Here is an 18,742-nt window from a genome sequence, read left to right as displayed (position 1 = left end):
GATGCCGCCGCCGATGATCATCGCGGTTTTGACGGGGGTCATGTCGTTGCTCCCGAGGTGAGTGGTGGTGCGGAATGGGTCGGGGCGGCGGCTCCCGTGCCCGGGCCGGGATGCGCGTGGGCCGGCGCCGGGTGTTCGGCGTCGACTCGCGCCTGCGGTCACGGCACCGGAGCGGGGTCAGCGGATGCGGGCCGGGTCGGCGACGGTGGGCAGACCGCCGTGGCGGTGGGCGCGCTTGACGTCCTCGACGTAGGCGCGGCTGAACATGGCGGACAACACCGCGACGCCGCCGCGGTGGATGCGCACCTCGCCGTGGTCGATGTGGCCGATCAGGCGAATCACCCGACCCGTGCCGGCGGTCGGCCGGGAGGTGTCCTTGACCCGGCCCCGGCCGGTCCAGCGCAGCCCGTCCTGCTCGACGACGGCGTCGTCGGCGACCAGCAGCTTGAGCATCGCGTGGTCCAGATCGACCCGGATCTCGATGTCGCCGGCCTCGATCCCGGGCGAGCGCAGGTCGAGCACGCCGGCGGCGCGGCGCTCGCGGACCTCGAACGAGGTTCCGGTCGTCCAGTTGCCCAGGTGCTTGGTGGTGGTGTGGTCGGCGTGGATGCGAATCGGGGCGGTGGTCATGGCGATTCCCTCTCGGACGGTGACGCTTAGGCCGCGGCGGGGCGGGATTCGCCCCGCTCGCTGCCGACGATTGAATAGTGGCACGGAGACTAGTTTCCTGGCAACTAGTCTCATCGGCATTAGTTGCCGGGCCTCCAGTACGCTGGGGCCCATGACGACCACTTTCCGCAGATCACCGCTGGCCCTGGCGCTGCTGGGCCTGCTCTATCGCGAGCCGATGCACCCGTATGCGATCCAGCAGCGGATCAAGCAGTGGGGCAAGGACAAGGTCGTCAACGTCGGTCAGCGCGCGTCGCTGTACAAGACGATCAACCGGCTGCGCGAGGCCGAACTGGTCACGGTGCGCGAGACGGAGCGCGATCAGCAGTACCCGGAGCGCACGGTCTACGAGATCACCGACGCGGGTCGGGCCGCCTGCCACACCTGGATGGCCGAGATGCTCGACACCCCGCGCAACGAGTTCCCGGAGTTCCCGGCGGCGCTGTCCTTCCTCGCGCTGCTCACCCCCGACACCACGCGCGAGTTGCTCACCCGGCGTCGGGAGCGGCTCGTCGCCGACCTGGCGGCACTGGAGACGGACGCGGCGAAGGCGGCCGGGTTCGAGCTGCCGAGGGTGCTGATGCTGGAGGACGAATACCTGCGCGCGGTCACCGCGGCGGAACTGGCCTGGGTGGACGCGGTGTTGGTCGACCTGGCCGAGGGCCGCCTGACCTGGAGCCAGGACTCGCTCGCGGCATTCGCCGAGTCGGCGGCGGGGTAGCCCCCGACCGCCCGTGCGCCGCGTGCGGGTCGGGCCCGGCCCGCCGCGTGGCGGCCTTATCATCCACATGATCGACAACTCGGTGACCGCGCTCGGCCCGAGCGCGCCGGGTGGCGACGACCCCGGGAGCGACCTTGTCCGACGCGCTGGAATACCACGCCCTGCACATCGCGGTGGAGACCGAGAGCGAGGGTCGCGCGATCCTCGACGAACTCGCCCGGGACCCGGGCCGGTTCGGCGAGATCGCCCGGAAACGATCCAAGGACCCGCTGTCCGCGGCGAACGGCGGCGACCTGGGCTGGGGACAGGAGGACGACTACGCCGATGCGTTCGCCGAGGCACTGGTCGCGCTGCGCCCCGGTCAGTTCAGCGACCTGGTCGCGTCCCAGTACGGGTTCCACATCATCAAGCTCGCGGGCACCCGCCCGGCCCGGTTCGTCGACGAGGACTGACCCGGGCACGCGGCTGCCCGGTTCCTCGAGGGGGCGAAGCGGGGCCGGGGCGAAGTCGGTAAGCGACGAAGGCGGTCGGAACCGTTCGACGGAAGTGTTCGTGGCAGACGGATGGACCCGGGAACGAACGGGGATGCATCCGCAGGGCGACCGCGCGCGTCCAGAGGGTTAGAGCCGTCGGTTCCGCCTGGAGCCCCGCCGCACGGCCGTCCGATCGAAAGGCACCACGAGATGATTCGTACTCGGCAGACGCAGGACACCCACGGGCGCACGTCGGTGAAGATGTTCGGAGCGGCGGCCGTCGCCCTGGCCGCCATCGGGGTCTGCGCCGCACCCGCCTCGGCCGTGCGCTTCGGCACCGACGCGCCCGCGGGCGCCGCGCCGTACGCCGTGGCCCTGTTCACCGCCGACGGCCAACAACTGTGCGGCGGAACGCTGGTGGCCCCGAAGAAGGTGCTCACCGCGGCCCACTGTGTGAACGGCCTGGAGGACCCGACCGCCGTCACGGTGGTCGCCGGGCGCCTGGATCTGGCGGGTACGGGCGGACAGACCCGCAAGGTGACCGCAAGCAAGGTGCATCCGAAGTTCGAGCCGGGCTTGCTGACCTACGACGCCGCCGTACTCACCCTGGACCGGGCGCTGAACCAGAAGCCGCTGCCGATCGCCGGCGCCAAGGACGACGCGCTCTACCAGGTCGGCAACAAGGCGACGGTCTACGGGTGGGGCAAGACGGACGGCGGCGCGACGACCACGCGGCTCAAGCGGACCACGCTGGTGCTCTCGCCCCTGGCGCAGTGCGAGCCCTACACGTTCCCCACGGACAGCCCGGCCACCCGGGTGTGCGGCCAGGCGCCGACGGACAACCCCGGCACCAGCATCTGCCGCGGCGACTCGGGCGGCCCGCTGGTCGAGAAGGGCAAGCTGATCGGGATCGTGTCCACCGGCAACAAGTACTGCACGGGCGAGCAGCCCGAGTCGGTGTTCACCCGGGCGAGCGCCGTGACCAAGGGCCTCGGCCTCTGACCGGTCCCGGAGACCCGAACCGCGTGTGATCCACGGGCCCGCCCGCCGATTGCGGCCCACCCGCCGCACCACAGGCGGTCGAGCAAACGCATTCGCAAACGGATTCATCGGGACGCAGGACGAGCGACGAAGGCGCGCCGCCGATCGGGCGGCGCGCCTTCGTCACTCCCGCTATACACACTAGGTATACCTCCTGTGTATAGTCCTCGCCATGTCAATCGGACACACCCTGCTCGGGCTCCTGGAGTCCGGCCCCCGGCACGGCTACGACCTCAAGCGCAGCTTCGACGAGCGCTTCGGCCGGGACCGTTCGCTCGCCTACGGCCAGGTCTACTCGACCATGTCGCGGCTGCTGAAGAACGGGCTCGTGGAGATAGACGGCCTCGAAACCAGCGGCGGCCCCGAGCGCAAGCGCTACTCGATCACCGACGCCGGCGTCACCGACGTCGAACAGTGGCTGGGCCAACCGGAGAAGCCCGAGCCCTACCTGCAGTCGACGCTCTACACCAAGGTCGTGCTCGCGCTGCTCACCGGCCGGGACGCGAACGAGATCCTCGACACCCAACGCGCCGAACACCTGCGCATGATGCGCGACCTCACCCGGCGCAAGCTCGACGGCGACCTCGGCGACCGGTTGATCTGCGACCACGCGCTGTTCCACCTCGAAGCGGACCTGCGGTGGCTGGAACTGACCACCGCCCGTCTCGGCGAACTCACCCAGGAGATCCGCAAGTGACCGACGCCCTGCTCAGCGGCCACGAGCTGCACAAGACGTATGGTGCGACGCCTGCGCTGGCCGGTGCCGAGTTCACCGTCGGCACGGGCGAGATCGTCGCCATCATGGGCCCGTCGGGATCCGGCAAGTCCACCCTGCTGCACTGTCTGGCCGGCATCGTCCGCCCCGACTCGGGCAGCATCCGCTACGACGGCGGCGACCTGACCGCCATGTCGGACTCCCGGCGCAGCGCGCTGCGCCGGAGCGACTTCGGGTTCGTCTTCCAGTTCGGCCAGTTGGTACCCGAGCTGACCTGCCTGGAGAACGTCGCGCTGCCGCTGCGGCTGAACGCGGTCAAGCGCAAGGAGGCCGAGACGAAGGCACGGGAGTGGATGGAGCGCCTGGAGGTCGCCGACCTCGCGGGCAAACGACCCGGCGAGATTTCCGGCGGCCAGGGCCAGCGGATCGCGGTGGCGCGAGCCCTGGTGATCCGCCCCCGCGTGGTCTTCGCCGACGAGCCCACCGGCGCGCTGGACTCGCTCAACGGCGAACGTGTCATGAAGTTGCTGATCGAGGCCGCCCGCACCACGAAGGCCGCGATCGTGCTGGTCACCCACGAAGCCCGGATCGCCGCCTACTCCGACCGTGAGATCGTCGTCCGCGACGGCAGGTCCCGGGACATGGCGCGTGCCGCGTGAGTGTTTTCCGCGATCTGAGGATGGGCGTCGGCTTCGCGGTCACCGGCGGCCGGGAGGGCTGGACCCGCACGCTGCTGACCGCGATCGGCGTCGGCCTCGGCGTGGCACTGCTGCTGCTGACCACCGCGATACCCGGAGCGCTGGGCGCGCGGGACGACCGCGGGCGGGAGCGGGACGAGTTGTCGGGGCGGGCGCGGCAGGCCGCGCCGAACACCCTCCTGGTCGGCATGGCGGACACCACCTTCAAGGGCGACGAGATCCGCGGCCGGGTGCTGCGCCCGGAGGGCCCCCGGGCACCGATCCCGCCGGGGCTGAGTCGGCTGCCCGCCCCGGGCGAGATGATGGTCTCGCCCGCCCTGGCCGACCTGCTCGCCTCGAAGCGGGGCGCGCTGCTCAAGGAGCGGCTGCCCTACCGCACGGCCGGGCGGATCGCCGACCGGGGCCTGATCGGTCCCGACGACCTGGCGTACTACCTCGGCAGCGACGCGCTGTCCGGGGAATCGAGCTCGGTGGTCCGGATCACCGCGTTCGGCAACGATTTTCCCGCGGAGAAACTGGACCCCCGGCTGCTCCTGCTCGTCGTGGTGATGTTCGTGGTGCTGCTGATGCCGGTCGCGGTGTTGATCGCCACGGCCGTGCGGTTCGGCGGCGAGCGGCGGGACCGCCGGCTCGCGGCGCTGCGGCTGGTCGGAGCGGATGCCCGGACCACCCGGTGGATCGCGGCCGGCGAGGCGCTCGCGGGATCGTTGTTCGGCCTGCTCCTCGGGCTCGGCTTTTTCCTCGTCGGCCGACAAATGACCGACGTGGCGGCGGCGTTCGACCTGAGCATCTTCCCCGGCGACCTGGATCCGAGCGTGCCGCTGGTGGTGCTGGTCGCGCTCGCGGTACCGGTCTCCGCCGTCGCGGTGACGCTGTTCGCGCTGCGCACGGTGGTGATCGAGCCGCTCGGTGTGGTGCGCACCGGTACCCCGACCCGGCGCCGGGTGTGGTGGCGGTTGTCGCTGCCGGTCGTGGGTGTGGCGCTGCTCTTCCCGATGATCCGTCGGGGTGCCGACGCGGGGGAGTTCAACCAGGCCCAGGTGATCGGCGGCACGGTGTTCCTGCTGGTCGGTGTCACCGCGTTGTTGCCGTGGCTGGTCGAGGCCCTGGTGACCCGGCTCGGCGGGGGTCGGGTGCCGTGGCAACTCGCGGTGCGCCGGCTTCAGTTGGGCAGTGGCGTGGCGGCTCGCTCGGTGAACGGGATCGCGGTTGCGGTGGCCGGTGCGATTGCCTTGCAGATGCTCTTCACGGGCATCGAGAACGACTACGTCAAGGAGACCGGTCAGGACCCCGGCCGGGCCCAGATGTCGGTGTCGTCCGACGGGCAGGTGGGCGGCGAGCGGGTCACCGAGATCACCGATCGCGTTCGGCAGACCAAGGGGGTGCGCAGCGCCTTCGGGCACGCGGGCACCCGGATCGGCGACCGGGCCGACGATCCGACCGAGGGGACGTCGCTGACCATCGGGACGTGCGACGCCTTGCGCGAGTTGGCCCGGATCGAGCGCTGCGCGGACGGTGACACGTTCATCATCGAGGAGCGCGGGCCGGACCCGACGGGCGCGATGAAGCCGACCCCCGGACGGCAGGTGGTCATCGATCCGTCGTACGGGATGTCCATGGGGTCGGCCCCGGCCCGCACGCCGTGGGTGATTCCCGCGACCGCGCCGACCGTGCCGGGTCGGACCGATGCGAGCGGGATGTCCTACGACGGTGTCCTGGCGACGCCGGGCGCGGTGCCGGTGGCGGCGACCAGGCGCCTGACCTACTCGCTGGACGTGCGGATCGACCCGACCGTCCGGGACGTTCGGGATCTGGTGCGCAACACCGCCGCCCGGGTCGATCCGCTGTCCACGGTCTACGACCTGGCCTCGACCCGCGAGTCGCGGCGTTTCGCGAACGTGCGCACCGCGCTGTTCATCGGTACGGCCGTGGTGCTGCTGCTGATCGGCGCGAGTCTGCTGGTGACCATGCTGGAACAGCTGCGCGAGCGACGGAAGTTGTTGTCGGTGCTGGTCGCGTTCGGCACCAGGCGCAGCACGCTGAGCTGGTCGATCCTGTACCAGACGGCGATTCCGGTGGGCCTGGGCCTGCTGCTCGCCGCGGCCACGGGCGTGGGACTGGGCGCCGCGCTGCTGGGGATGGCCGGTCGGCCCTTTGCCGTGGACTGGAGCGGCATCGCGTCGATGACCGGGATCGGTGCGGGCGTGGTGCTGCTGGTCACCGCGCTGAGCCTGCCGCCGCTGTGGCGGTTGATGCGGCCGGACGGGCTGCGCACGGAGTAGGTGCCGGCGGGCCCGGCGAGGCGGTGTCGGACCCGCGCCCGGGTCCGACACCGCCTCGGTGCGGGCCGGGCGGTCGGGATGGTCGGCGGAATGCGCCGGCTCGGCCGCCGGGCCCCGCCGACAGCGGTGCGTGCGCCGGCGGGGCCGGACGGCCCGCGGTCGGGCCGTGTCCGGCGGATGTGCGGCCCGTTCTCAGGTCTTGCGCGCGACAGCGCCGAACTGGGGGACGACGGGCGGAAGTTCCCCGGTAGGGGAGTAGGCGCGCCAGCGTGCGCAGGAGACGACGCCCGGTTCGAGCATTTCCAAGCCCTCGAAGAACCGGTCGAAGTCGGCGCGGCTGCGGGCGGTGATCGGCGGTGTGGCGTTCTCGTTCCAAAAGCGCATCGCCTCGACGTTGCCCTCGCCGCCGAGTTCGGTGGTCGGGTGGGTGACCACGAGGTAGCTGCCGGCGGGCACCGCGGCCATCAGTCGGCGCACGATGGCCACGGCCGTGTCGGTGTCCAGGATGAAGTTGAGGCTGCCCAGCAGCATCACCGCGATCGGCCGCTCGAAGTCCAGCGTCGCCGCGGCGGCGCGAAGGATCGAGTCCGGGTCGTGGGCGTCGGCGTCGATGTAGTCGGTGGCGCCTTCGGGGGTGCTGGTGAGCAGGGCGCGGGCGTGCGCGAGCACCAGGGGGTCGTTGTCCACGTACACGATCCGCGCGGCGGGGTTCACCCGTTGGGCGACCTCGTGCGTGTTGTCCGCGGTGGGCAGTCCGGTGCCGATGTCCAGGAACTGGTCCACGCCCGCCTCGCCGGCCAGGAACCGCACCGCCCGGCCCAGGAAGACGCGATCCGCCCGGGCGACTTCGCCGATCGAGGGAAACATGTCGGTGACGTGGTCGCCGACCTTGCGGTCGATCGGGTAGTTGTCCTTGCCGCCCAGCCAGTGGTTCCAGACCCGGGCGTTGTGCGCCACGTCCTGGTTCGATGTCGGCGGGCCCTCGGCGGGTCGACTCTCGCTCACGGGGTGGTTCCTCTTCCCTGGACGCGTTCACCCGGCACGCTCCGGACGGAAGACGGCGCCGACCGGCGCGATCGAACCGATTCCCCAACCATTGTGCCAGGCCGGCGCGGATCGGCTCGCTGCGGTGCATGGGCGTGTCGGCCCGCGCGGACCCGCCGACCGCCCGGCCCGCCGGCCCGCGATCGGTGCCGTTGTGGCCGGTCCGGCCCGGGTCGGGGATGGTGGAGGGATGACCGGGCAGCGGTTCGACACGTGGGCGGTCGGGGACGCCTATGAGCGGTACATGGGGCGATGGAGTCGGGCGGTCGCGGCCGAGTTCGTGGCCTGGCTGGACGCCGCGCCGGGGCTGCGGTGGCTGGACACGGGCTGCGGTACGGGCGCGTTGACCGCGACCGTGGTGGCGCGGGCCCGATCCGGATGGGTGCTGGGCCTGGACCGGTCCGCCGCCTTCGTGGCCCGGGCCCGGGCCGAGGTGCCCGCGCCGGCCGGCTTCGTGGTGGCCGACGCGACGGCGCCGCCGCTTCGGGAGGGCGCGTGCGACGTCGTGGTGAGCGGGCTGGTGCTCAACTTCCTGCCGACGCCCGCCGCGGCGGTGGCCGGGGCGACCCGGGTGGTGCGGCCCGGCGGGACGGTGGCCGCATATGTGTGGGACTACGCCGAGGGCATGGAGTTCCTGCGGTACTTCTGGGCCGCCGCCGGCGCGGTGGACCCGGCGGCGGAGCGGTGGGACGAGGGCCGCCGGTTCGCGGCGTGCCGTCCCGATCGGCTGCGGGAGTGCTGGGAGCGGGCCGGGTTGCTCGACGTGGCGGTCGTGCCGATCGAGATCACCACCGGGTTCGCCGGCTTCGCGGACCTGTGGGAGCCGTTCCTGGCCGGGCAGGGCCCCGCTCCCGGGTATGTGGCCGCGCTGTCCGGGCCGGCCCGGAACCGGCTGCGGGAGGCGCTGCGGGCGTCGGTGCCGACTCGGGCGGACGGGTCGATCGTGCTCGGCGCGCGGGCCTGGGCGATCCGCGGCGTGCGGCCGGGGCGGGTGCACGGCTGAACCGGGCGGGTGTGCGGGCCGGCAGGCGGGTCGAGGGCGGCTTACCGGGCGGGGGTCGCGCCCGGGCGTTCGGTGCGCGCGTGGGCGTACCCGGGTCCGCGCGGCCGGCGGGGGTTTGCGCGGCATGTGCGCGGGCGGCCGGCGCAGCGGTGCGAAGGCGCCGGGGCGGATACGGAAGCGTGTCGGGCGGGACGGGTGTCGGTATTGTCGGGATTTCCGGCGGCGCGCAGAGGCCGGCCTTTTGCATATGCAATTGCATGGGCGTCACTCGGGAGAGTGGATTCGACGAACGGGCGTGTCCTCTCCACGATGAGCATGGAAATCTGACCGTTCCGAGGCGTTGACGCTTTCCGATCGGGTCTCGTTGGCGTGTGTGCTTTTATGCCCTCGGACCTGCGGTTCTCGGCGCATCGACCGTTCGATGATGTCGGATCGACAGGACGTCCTCGATCGTTTCGGATGCTCGGGGCCGGGCTCCGTGCATTTGCATTTCCGTGGATTCGTTGATGTCCGGGAAAGTCTGGGAGTAGCTTCCGGAACGTCGAATGACCCCGGGCGGCGGTCGCCGCTCCGAGGTCATCGGAAACAACGATCAAGGAATCGCCCATGCTGATCGAATTATCCGCCGGAGGGTTTTCCGACCGCCTCCGACGATTCCCGAATGTGCTATTCCGTGCTTTCTCTGCGGGGAAACGACGGGGAGTGCGGAGGTTGCGGACGTCCTGCTCCGGCCGAGCACCGCGGCGCCGCCGGCGAGATGCGTGCGTACCGCGGACCCGGCGGATCCCTTGATTGCCTCGCCCGGAACCGGAAGGAGAAACAGGGGATGAACACCCGAAGGGGCATCACCAGGTGCGCGGCGTGCGGGCGGCGCTTCGCCCAGCGCCAGGCGACCGGCCGCAAGCGGATGTACTGCGACCCGACGTGTCGACGGCGCGCGCAGCGGGTGCGCGAGCGCGAGCGGGGCACGCGACCTGCGGCCGACTCGCGGGGCCTGGAGGCGGGCATCGTGGAGATCCTGCGCCGGGTGGCCTGCGCACTGGAGGAGGCCGAGCGCACCCGCGAGCCGCTGCGGGTGCGGCTGGCGTACGCGGATCGGCTGAGCGGGGAGACCCAGCGCTATCGGGCGGTGGTGGGCGAGGCGCACCCGCCCGCGACGACGCGGGTGCGCCCGGAGTGGTCCGCGCAATTGGCCGCGCGCCTTGGCGCTCGGGGGCACCCGGGGGCGGACGGCGGCGGCGAGGACCTGTCCTGCTCGCAGCACGCGGGGGAGCGGTTGGCCGCGGCGCTGCGCGAACTGCGCCGCCTCGACGGAATCACCGTCGCGGACCTGGCCTGGCAGGCCGGAATCAGCGAGGAGTTCCTGGCCCGGATCCTGGCCGGAGAGGTGTGGGCGTCGTGGCCGGTGGTGGAGACCCTGGCCGGCAAGTTGGACGGCGACGCCCACGAGTTGCGCGCATTGTGGGAGTGTTCGCGCGGCATCGATCACGGCATTCGGCGCGAACTGCGGGATCTGGTACGGCTGTTGGCGGCGATGTTGCGCGGGCTGTGGTTGGCCGCCGGGCAACCGGCACCGGACCTGCTCGGCGCGGCTCCGCTGACCGCCGACATGCCGGCGCGGATCCTGGCCGGCGAACTGATCCCGGACCGGGTCTGCACCGAGATCCTGGTCGAGCGATTGGGCGCACATCCGGATGTGGTGCGCAGGTTGTGGACCCAGGTGCACTACGGCGTGCTGACCCGTCTCGGCGATGCCGGATTCCCGGCCGGCGGATTGGCGTTCGCCGCGCTCGACGGTCCCGAGACGGGTGCGCACGCACGTTCCGGCGGAGCCGACCCGGGCTCGGGTAGCCGACGCGGGGCCGCCGACCCGGACGCACCGGCCCGTTCGGGCGGTGTCGATGTCCCTTGACCCGGCACCGGTCCGATCGGGCACCGTCGGCGTCGCGGTCGTCGGGCGGTCCCGTGCTCCGCTCGACTTCGCCGCGTTCTGCCTGCTGCACCGGGCGCGCTGGGCGCAGTACGCCCGACTGCGGGTGGGCGACCCGGTCCGCGGCGAGCGGGCCGTGCAGTCGGCGGTCGCGGAACTGGCCACGAACTGGGCGGACATCCTGCGCGGGCCGAACCCGACCGCCGGGGCCTGGCGCATCCTGGGCCGCGCGGTCGCCGGCTCGCCCGGGCCGGTGCCGGACTCCCTGCACGAGGCGTTGCCGTCGCCGCAGGCGGACGCGGTGATGCTGCACTACCGCCTGGGCATGACGCTCACCGCGACCGCCGACCTGATGGGCACCGATCCACCAGAGGTGGCCGCGCAGTTGGTGCTCGCCGAACGCAGCCTGCCCACGGATGTGGTCAAGGCCCTCGAACGCGGTCCCGACGCCGCACCGGGGTCCGGGCATCGCGACCGATGAGAGGGCACGGGTCGTGCGGCCCCTCCCGCGCGGCCCGTTCCCGCCCGCCCGGCCGTCTTCTCCTCCCGGGCTGCCCGTCTTGCTTCGGCTGCCTTCTCCTGCTGCCTTCTCCTCCCGGGCGGCCCGCCTCGATCCGGCTGCCTTCTCCCGCCGCGCGGTTCGTCGCGCTCCGGCCGCCTTCTCCGCCGCGGGGTCCGTTTCTCCCGGGTCGCCGTTTCGCCCGCTGCCCTCCGGTTCACCCGCGCCGATGCGGGTCGGCCACAAAGCTGCGGGGCGCATCTCGATCGAGTACCTGCACCGGGACGACCTGCGGTCCTAGCATGGCCCGTGGGCCCAAGACGGCGGCGGCGCACCGGCGGGCGCGACAACGAGGGGGCAGGATGGGGCACGGGGAGAAACACGTTTCCGAGATCGACGTGGACACACCCAGCGCGGCCCGGATGTACGACTGGTACCTCGGCGGCACGGACAACTATCCCGCCGACCGGGCGGCCTGCGAGGAACTGCTCAAGATCGTCCCGAGTACCCGCGAACTGGCCCGTAACAACCGGGCATTCCTGCAACGGGTGGTACGGGTGCTGGCCGCCGACTACGGGGTCCGGCAGTTCCTCGACCACGGATCCGGCCTGCCGACCCGGGAGAACGTGCACCAGGTGGCCCAGGGCGTCGACCCCGCGGCCCGGGTGGTCTACGTCGACAACGACCCCATCGTGCTGGCGCACGGCCGGATGTTGTTGGAGGAGAACGACAACACCGCGGTGATACAGGCGGACATGACCGACACCGCGGGCATCTTCGAACACCCGGAGGTCGAACGGCTGATCCGGCTCGACGAACCGGTCGCCGCGCTGTTCGTGTCGGTCCTGCACTGCCTGCCCGAATCGGCGGAGCCCGCCGCGATGATCCGCCGGGTCGCCGAGCGGCTGCCCTCGGGCAGCTTCATGGTGATCTGCCAACTGGTCAGCGAGGACCCGGCGATCCGGGACGGGGTCAGCGACTTCATGGCCGAGGCGACCGGGAACAACTGGGGCCGGGTGCGCGAACCCGCTCAGGTGGACAGCTACTTCGAAGGCCTGACCATCCTGGAACCGGGCCTGGTCGAGGTCTCCACGTGGCGGCCCGACTCGCACGTGACCGCACGGCAGCAGACCGACGAGTGGATCGAGTACGGCGGCCTGGCCCGGATTCCCTGACCGGGCCCGCGAACCGGAACGACGGGTGCGCCGTGGCCTAACCGGACGGGGTTCGACCTCCGTCCGGCGCCGGCCCGGCCGCCGCGAAGTGCCGCTCGGCGTCGCGCAACATGCGTTGGCTGGACAGGCGGTCCTCGGCCACGGCCCACAGTCGCAGCAGAATCTCGCGGTAGGCGTCGATGTCCGCACGCCTGCTCAAGTACGTGGCGCTGTTGGCCTGTTCCAGGTAGATCATCTCGCTCGGCCCGCCCGAGGCGAAGCGCAGATACGTCATCGGCGACGGCGGCGTGATGCTGGCCGCCCGGTCGAAGCGCACGATGCGGATGTTGATCCGGTCCCGGGCCGACTCGGCCAACAGGTGCCGCATCTGCTCGGCCATCACGTCCGGACCGCCGACCGGCCGCCGCAGGATGCCCTCGTCCAACAGTGCGGTCAGGTCCGGACGGTGCTCGTCGGCGAGCAACGCCTGTCGCTGACGCCGCAGTTCGATCCGCCGCTCGACCTCCTCGTCGGCCGCCCGAGGCAACCCGGTCCGCACGATCGCACGGGTGTACGCGGGCACCTGCAACAGCCCCGGTACGACATGCACCTCATAGGTGTCGATCTTGGTCGCCGCGTCCTCCATGCCGATCAACCGCGCCAACCAGCCCGGCATCACGTCGCTGTAGTGGCTCCACCACGCGCGCTCCAGCGCCTTCTTCAGCAACTCCTCTATCTCGAAGAGGGATTCCTCGTCGTGGACGCCGTAGAAACGGACCAGATCGAAGACGTCCCGGGCACGCGGCGGGCTCTCGCCCCGCTCCAGCCTGCTGATCTTGGACATCGACGCCCGAATGGCCTCGGCCGCGTCCTTGAGCCCCTTGCCGTTGTCCAGGCGCAACTTGCGCAGTGTGGCGCCCAGTACCTTCACGGCGGCGGCCGGACTGCTCTGCTGGGTCAGTGACACCACGGGTGCGATCGACGGGACGCGGGCCGGGCGGTCGGCGGACATGCGGGCTCCAGGAATGGACGTGTCGACGCACGCCATTATTCCGAGTCGGAACCCGCGTGTCCGTCGATCCGGTCGGCCGCGACCCGACCGATCCGCCCGGCTCAGTCGATCAAGGAGTCGAACTCGCCGCTCTTGGCGCCCGCCACGAACGCGGCGAGCTCCGCTCGCGCGTAGATCAGAGCCGGCCCTCGCGTGAACCGTGAATCGCGGACCGCGATCTCCCCACCGGGCAGCGCGGCCAGTTCCACGCAATTGCCCTCGGCCGTGCTCGCACTGCTCTTCACCCACGTCACGGACCCGAACGAGTCCGCCGGATCCCCGTTGCCGGCACGCATTCCTCATCACCCTTTCCGAACCCGTCCGCTCGTGGCCCGATCGGCGCGATCACGGACGCGACCGCCCTCCTGCAAAGCCACCTGCATTTGCATCATGGATTCGACAAGCAGCCTAGTCGCGGGAAGCCCGGCGTGAAGTCCCTCGAAAGAGTGCCCGTGTGCTCGGCGCGCCGACCCGCTCGTCCGCTTCCGGCAGGGCGAATCGTTCGCGCGGAGACCAGGATTCGTGTTCCGTACTTTTCGAGGAACTCGACGATCGCCGAGTCGACCTCCTCGGCACGCTCCAGATGGCCCAGGCGGCCCGCGTCGGGGATCGTGACGACGTCGTGGCCGTGCCGGAAGTGCGGTCAGGACGGCCGGCCGTGCTCGCTCAGGCTTTCCGCCGCCCGGGCGACCAGTCTCCCGACGCGCGTGCAACCGGCTTCGTCGAGTCGGCCGGCCGGGGCGCTGACGATCAGCGCGGCCATCGGGCGGCCGGTCGCGTCGAGCACGGCCGCCCCGACGCTGGAGATGTCGGCGTTCACCGCGCCGATGCTGAGCGACCAGCCGCGGCTGCGAGTGTCGGCCAACTCGCGCCCGAAGCTCTCGTCGTGCGGATCGATGCCGGACAGGTCCCATTCGTCGGGGGGTGTGGCCGCGCACAGGGCCAGCCCGGCCGCGCTGGTGGCCGCGGGGAACACCAGCCCGATGCGTGGGACGGTGCGCACGAGCTGCCGGCTCTCCGCGACATCGACGGCGACGATGCGTCCGGCGTCGGGCACCGCGAGGGTGACCGTTTCCCCGGTCGCCTCGCGCAGGTCCGCGAGCACGGGACGAGCGCGGGCCGACAGGTCGTCACGGCGTCGCGCCTGAGCCGCCAGGACCAGGGGGCGGGTGGTCAGCCGCCATCGGGTGGGCGGTTCGGCGGTGGGCCGCAGCCATCCGCTCGCGTGCAACGTGACCAGGACCCGCTGTAGGGCGCTCTTGTCCACTCCGGTGAGGCGAGCGAGCTCCGCCACCCCGACGGGCTCGTGCGCGGCGACGACCTCGATCACTTCCAGGGCGCGCGCGAGGCTCTGCAGGGGCTTGACGGCCATCGGGAGCCCTCCGATACATTGCGGATCACTGTGCAATATAGCGTGTCGCATGGCGACACACAAGGATCAGGGAGTTGTCGTGACGAACCTCGACCCCGAGCTGTTCCTCCCCGATCCCGAGCCCGCCGAGGTGCGGTACACCGTCATCTCGGTCGACGACCACGTCGTCGAGCCGCCGCACCTGTTCGACACCCATCTGCCGGCGTCACTGCGCGCACGCGGCCCGCGCATCGTCACGGACGCGAACGGCGCGCAGGTCTGGGAGTTCGAGGGCGAGCGCTACTCGCAGGTGGGCATGAACGCCGTCGCCGGCCGCCGGCCCGAGACGGTCAAACTGGAACCGGCGCGCTTCGACCAGATGCGACCGGGCTGCCACGACGTGCACGCCCGGGTCCGGGACATGGACCTCGGCGGCATCTGGGCCATGCTCAACTTCCCGTCCCAGATCACCGGGTTCTGCGGCCGCGTGTTCGCGCAGGCGCGGGACGTCGAGGTGGGCAAGGCGTGCGTGCGCGCGTGGAACGACTGGATGTACGAGGAGTGGTACCGCGCCTACCCCGAGCGGATCATCCCCGGCGGAATCACCTACCTCGCCGACCCGGCCGAGGCCGCGGCCGAGATCGAGCGCAACGCGGCCCGTGGCTTCACCTCGGTGACCTTCCCCGAACGCCCGCACGCGATCGGCCTGCCGTCGCTGTGGAACCGCGAGCACTGGGACCCCATCATCCGCGCGTGCGACGACACCGACACCGTCATCTCGCTGCACGTGGGCAGCTCGGGCATGCACGCCATCCCGCCCGGCGGCCCCGCACTGCAACTCGGCGCGACGATGTTCGGCCAACTCTCCCTGGGCGCGTGCAGCGAGTGGTTGTGGTCCGGCTACCCGGCCCGGCACCCGAACCTGAAGATCGCCATGAGCGAGGGCGGCATCGGCTGGGTGCCCATGCTCATCGACCGGCTCGACAACATCGTCGACCGTTCCGGCTACGGCCTGGGCTGGGACGACCGCCCCGCCGACGTGCTGCGCCGCAACTTCTGGTTCTGCACCCTCGACGACCCCTCCACGATCGCGCTGCGGCACGTCATCGGCGTCGACCACATCATGCTGGAGACCGACTACCCACACGGCGACGGCACCTGGCCGCACACCCAGGACGTGGTCGCGCGCCACTGGGGCGACATCCCCGCCGCCGAGCTGCGGATGATGTGCAGCGAGAACGCCGCGAAGCTCTACCGCCACCCGCTGCCCGACGTCGTCCTGCCGCTCGACGCCTGAGCGCCGCGGACCCGGCCGCGCGGGCCGGACCCCGGTCGACTCTTCTTCTGCGAAAGACATTTCATGGCATTCGAACCGACGCCCGGAAAACTGATCCCCGATCTCACTCCCGCTCAGGAGATCGTGCTGTTGGCGCGCACGCTCTGGCGCGAGGGCTACGACGACCACCTCGCCGGCCACATCACCTACAACCTCGGAGACGGCACGCTGCTGTGCAACCCCTGGTTGCTGACCTGGAACGAGATCCGCCCGCGCGACATCATCCGCATCGACCTGGAGGGCAACGTCGTCGAGGGTGATTGGCCTGCGCCGCTCGGCATCCCGCTGCACCTCGAACTGCACAGGGTCCGCCCGGAGGTCCGGGTCGCGATGCACAACCACCCGCGATTCGGCACGGTGTGGGCCGACATGGGCGAGGTGCCGCCCGCGTACGACCAGAGCTCGGCTCTCGGCGGCGGGGACCTGACGCTCGTCGACGAGTACGACGAGGCGGTGAACAATTCCGCAGCCGCGCGCAAGGTGGTCGAGGCGATGGGCGACGCCGACCTCGCGCTGCTCGCCGGGCACGGGGTGTTCGTCCTCGGCGTGAGCACGCGCGCCGTCCACCAGCGCGCGGTCGCCCTCGAAATCCGCTGCCGGAACGCCTGGATGGTCCGCGCCGCCGACGGGCGCCGGACCAGCCCGCTGCCCGCGCACTGGCTCGAACGCAGCCGCGGCAGCGACGGCAACGGCTTCGTCGGCTATTGGGAGTCCTCGGTGCGCGCCGAACTGCGCCTCGCCCCGGATCTCCTGGCCGACCCCGGGCAGGCCGACTGACCCCGGACGTTCCAGTACGGCGACCCGGGCTGCGCCATCGAACTGCGCGCGTTCGCCGAGGACGGCTGCGTGCCGGTCGAGGCCGCGGACACCGGACGCGGCATTCGCGCCGACGAACTACCCGCAGCCTGGAAGAAGTTGGTGCGCGGAAGCGACGCGCGCGGGACGCCGGGCAGTGGCTTGGGGCCGGCCCTGCTGTTCTACGGGAACAAGGCCGACGGCAGCAAGCCCGACATCATGGGTGGGGGAGTCCGAGCCGCTCTCGCCGGTGGCCGGAAATCCGCTGTCCGGTAATCCTGAGGTCCCGCTTCTCCGCCGCTTCGTGGTGGGGGAGCGGGCCTTTCTCGGATTTTCGGCCGGATATTCAAGGCAAATCGCGACTTTCGAGGGCGGTGTAAATCACCCACCGGGCTTCGATGTGCCGGAGAATGCATCGAGCCCGCGACAAAACGTTTCTTCATAGCGCTTTGCTGATCGAATGGTTGCGATCATGCAAGATTATGATCGATGCCGGATCGCCCGGTCAAGCGTGTGAGCAGGTGCAATTCCACACAGTCAGAGTGCTGACACGGACAGCTAACATAGGTCTAGACCGGTGGCAAAAGAACCGAAAGGCTTTGCTGCGTGCGCATTCCGGAAGGATTCCGTTCACGAACGGTTCATTCTCGGGGTCGACGTCGGCCGACTTCGATGCTCCGCGCACAATCGCGGCTCGCGTGTCCCGGATCGCAGGCGATAAACCGTTTGGCCTGCGTCGGGTGACGGTGTAATAGGTATCGGCGGATAGTCCAAAAGATGAACGCCAGATATCGAATTCCTCTCCGAATCAACCGAACGCCGACGGCGGAGCCGGGCGGGCCCTGCCCGCGCTTCGACCTGCCCTGATGCCCGCGCCCCGTGCCGCTGCCCGTGCCGCTCGGCCCGTGCCGCTCGGCCCGGCGGCGTATCCACCGATGCGTCCCGGGGTCGGAGTCCGCCGCGCCGCGACCCGGTCGTTCCACAGCACCACGACCAACGCTCCACCGAAAGGAACCACCCCGATGGCACCCACTCGCACCACCCACCTCCGGCCCCGGCCGCGCCGCCGGCGTCCGGTATCCCTGGTCGTCGCCGCACTGGTCTGCGCCGCGACGGCCTGGGTCGGTTCGCCCGCCGCCGGCGCATCGCCCACGGCGGGTACCGCCTTAGCCGGCGCCGAGGCCGCTCCCGCGACCGTTTCCGCGAGCACTCCCGCCGCCGCCGGGCCGGTGAGTCCGGCCCTGGTCACCACGACGGCCCACCCCGGCAACCAGGTCGCGCTCACCTTCGACGACGGACCCAGTCCGCAGTACACCCCGCAGCTGCTGCAGGTGCTCAAGAAGCACCAGGTCAAGGCGGTGTTCTGCGTCGTCGGCGAAATGGTCGAGTGGCAGCAGCCGATGGTCCGCGCGATCGTCGCCGACGGCCACACCCTGTGCAACCACACCTACCGCCACCGCGACCTGACCACCGTCTCCCCGGCCGAGATCGAAGCGGACATCCAGCAGACCAACGACCGGATCCGTACCGCCGTACCCGGCGTCGAAATACCCTACTTCCGTGCACCGTACGGCAATTGGGGTCAGTCGCCCGCGGTTGCCGCGAACCTCGGCCTGCGCCCGCTGAGTTGGACCCTGATGCCCGGCGACTGGGAACTGCCCGGCGTGGACGTCCTCCTCCAGCGCCTTCGTGACGGGATCACCCCGACCGGCGTGGTCACCCTGCACGACGCGGGCGGTGATCGCCAACAGACCGTGGACGCGGTCGACCGCCTGATCACCGAATACAAGGCCAAGGGCTGGAACTTCGACCTCCCGTCCCGCTGAGCCCCCCGTCCCACCGAGCCCCCCTTCGCACTGAGCCCCGTCCCACCGAGCCCGCCGCCGCGCCGACCCACCCTCGGCGCCGCGGCCGTCCCCCTCCCCCCCGCCCCCGCCCGCCGGGGGCACCCCCCCAAACCCCGCCCGCGCCCCGGGTGCG

General features: G+C 71.2%; 19 protein-coding genes. 14 read left to right on the top strand and 5 right to left on the bottom strand.

The window, feature by feature from the left end; genetic code table 11:
• Positions 1-177: 177 nt before the first annotated feature.
• On the bottom strand, positions 178-630 hold the full coding sequence (locus ACIBM5_RS39565; protein WP_396011532.1) for a hypothetical protein: 453 nt from the start codon (positions 628-630) through the stop codon (positions 178-180).
• Positions 631-781: 151 nt separating this feature from the next.
• Here ACIBM5_RS39565 and ACIBM5_RS39560 point away from each other — a divergent pair, with 151 nt between their 5' ends.
• The 6 genes from ACIBM5_RS39560 (at position 782) to ACIBM5_RS39535 (ending at position 6,599) form a co-directional block, all read left to right on the top strand.
• Positions 782-1,390: a PadR family transcriptional regulator gene (locus ACIBM5_RS39560; RefSeq protein ID WP_396011531.1), complete on the top strand. Its 609-nt coding sequence runs from the start codon at positions 782-784 to the stop codon at positions 1,388-1,390.
• Positions 1,391-1,524: 134 nt separating this feature from the next.
• Entirely contained in the window at positions 1,525-1,842 is a 318-nt protein-coding gene (locus ACIBM5_RS39555; RefSeq protein WP_391582286.1) for a peptidylprolyl isomerase, read from the top strand.
• A gap of 231 nt (positions 1,843-2,073) precedes the next feature.
• Entirely contained in the window at positions 2,074-2,865 is a 792-nt protein-coding gene (locus tag ACIBM5_RS39550; RefSeq protein ID WP_396011530.1) for a S1 family peptidase, read from the top strand.
• 211 nt (positions 2,866-3,076) lie between these two features.
• Positions 3,077-3,601, top strand: coding sequence for a PadR family transcriptional regulator (locus tag ACIBM5_RS39545; protein WP_396011529.1), 525 nt, complete (start codon positions 3,077-3,079; stop codon positions 3,599-3,601).
• Positions 3,598-4,278: an ABC transporter ATP-binding protein gene (locus ACIBM5_RS39540; RefSeq protein ID WP_391582289.1), complete on the top strand. Its 681-nt coding sequence runs from the start codon at positions 3,598-3,600 to the stop codon at positions 4,276-4,278. Before ACIBM5_RS39545 ends, ACIBM5_RS39540 begins: the two co-directional genes overlap by 4 nt.
• Before the next feature lie 20 nt (positions 4,279-4,298).
• A complete protein-coding gene (locus tag ACIBM5_RS39535) occupies positions 4,299-6,599 on the top strand; it encodes an FtsX-like permease family protein (RefSeq protein ID WP_396011591.1) in 2,301 nt (766 codons plus the stop codon).
• Between the two features lie 192 nt (positions 6,600-6,791).
• Here ACIBM5_RS39535 and ACIBM5_RS39530 read toward each other — a convergent pair whose 3' ends face one another.
• Complete coding sequence (locus ACIBM5_RS39530; protein ID WP_396011528.1) at positions 6,792-7,604, bottom strand: SAM-dependent methyltransferase; 813 nt, start codon at positions 7,602-7,604, stop codon at positions 6,792-6,794.
• A gap of 229 nt (positions 7,605-7,833) precedes the next feature.
• Here ACIBM5_RS39530 and ACIBM5_RS39525 point away from each other — a divergent pair, with 229 nt between their 5' ends.
• From ACIBM5_RS39525 to ACIBM5_RS39510, 4 genes are all read left to right on the top strand, one after another.
• Positions 7,834-8,646 carry a class I SAM-dependent methyltransferase gene (locus tag ACIBM5_RS39525; protein WP_396011527.1) on the top strand — a complete coding sequence of 271 codons (813 nt, stop codon included), beginning with the start codon at positions 7,834-7,836 and terminating at the stop codon, positions 8,644-8,646.
• 826 nt (positions 8,647-9,472) lie between these two features.
• Positions 9,473-10,558 carry a helix-turn-helix domain-containing protein gene (locus ACIBM5_RS39520; RefSeq protein WP_396011526.1) on the top strand — a complete coding sequence of 362 codons (1,086 nt, stop codon included), beginning with the start codon at positions 9,473-9,475 and terminating at the stop codon, positions 10,556-10,558.
• Positions 10,548-11,057 (top strand): hypothetical protein, encoded by a 510-nt coding sequence (locus ACIBM5_RS39515; protein ID WP_396011525.1) that lies wholly within the window; start codon positions 10,548-10,550, stop codon positions 11,055-11,057. The genes ACIBM5_RS39520 and ACIBM5_RS39515 overlap by 11 nt, the downstream gene beginning before the upstream one ends.
• Positions 11,058-11,437: 380 nt before the next feature.
• Positions 11,438-12,250, top strand: a complete 813-nt coding sequence (locus tag ACIBM5_RS39510) for an SAM-dependent methyltransferase (protein ID WP_396011524.1) — start codon at positions 11,438-11,440, stop codon at positions 12,248-12,250.
• Positions 12,251-12,287: 37 nt separating this feature from the next.
• Here ACIBM5_RS39510 and ACIBM5_RS39505 read toward each other — a convergent pair whose 3' ends face one another.
• The 3 genes from ACIBM5_RS39505 to ACIBM5_RS39495 form a co-directional block, all read right to left on the bottom strand.
• Positions 12,288-13,241 (bottom strand): helix-turn-helix transcriptional regulator, encoded by a 954-nt coding sequence (locus ACIBM5_RS39505; protein WP_396011523.1) that lies wholly within the window; start codon positions 13,239-13,241, stop codon positions 12,288-12,290.
• 101 nt (positions 13,242-13,342) lie between these two features.
• Positions 13,343-13,576, bottom strand: coding sequence for a DUF397 domain-containing protein (locus tag ACIBM5_RS39500; protein ID WP_391582296.1), 234 nt, complete (start codon positions 13,574-13,576; stop codon positions 13,343-13,345).
• A 347-nt stretch (positions 13,577-13,923) separates the two neighbouring features.
• The gene (locus ACIBM5_RS39495; RefSeq protein ID WP_396011522.1) at positions 13,924-14,652 is read right to left on the bottom strand and encodes an IclR family transcriptional regulator; all 729 of its coding nucleotides are present in this window, start codon (positions 14,650-14,652) and stop codon (positions 13,924-13,926) included.
• Between the two features lie 79 nt (positions 14,653-14,731).
• On the opposite strand from ACIBM5_RS39495, the gene ACIBM5_RS39490 reads away from it, so the two are divergent.
• The 4 genes from ACIBM5_RS39490 to ACIBM5_RS39475 all read left to right on the top strand — a co-directional run bounded on the left by ACIBM5_RS39490 (position 14,732) and on the right by ACIBM5_RS39475 (position 18,588).
• Entirely contained in the window at positions 14,732-15,928 is a 1,197-nt protein-coding gene (locus ACIBM5_RS39490; RefSeq protein ID WP_396011521.1) for an amidohydrolase family protein, read from the top strand.
• A gap of 63 nt (positions 15,929-15,991) precedes the next feature.
• On the top strand, positions 15,992-16,744 hold the full coding sequence (locus ACIBM5_RS39485; protein WP_396011520.1) for a class II aldolase/adducin family protein: 753 nt from the start codon (positions 15,992-15,994) through the stop codon (positions 16,742-16,744).
• Positions 16,745-16,813: 69 nt separating this feature from the next.
• Complete coding sequence (locus tag ACIBM5_RS39480; RefSeq protein WP_396011519.1) at positions 16,814-17,038, top strand: hypothetical protein; 225 nt, start codon at positions 16,814-16,816, stop codon at positions 17,036-17,038.
• 746 nt (positions 17,039-17,784) lie between these two features.
• The gene (locus ACIBM5_RS39475) at positions 17,785-18,588 is read left to right on the top strand and encodes a polysaccharide deacetylase family protein (RefSeq protein ID WP_396011518.1); all 804 of its coding nucleotides are present in this window, start codon (positions 17,785-17,787) and stop codon (positions 18,586-18,588) included.
• Positions 18,589-18,742: the final 154 nt, after the last annotated feature.

It is taken from the genome of Embleya sp. NPDC050493 (assembly GCF_044458105.1).
Taxonomy (GTDB): Bacteria; Actinomycetota; Actinomycetes; order Streptomycetales; family Streptomycetaceae; genus Embleya.
The sequence above is the reverse complement of the archived record's forward strand: the minus strand, read 5'-3'. Positions and strand labels throughout refer to the sequence as shown.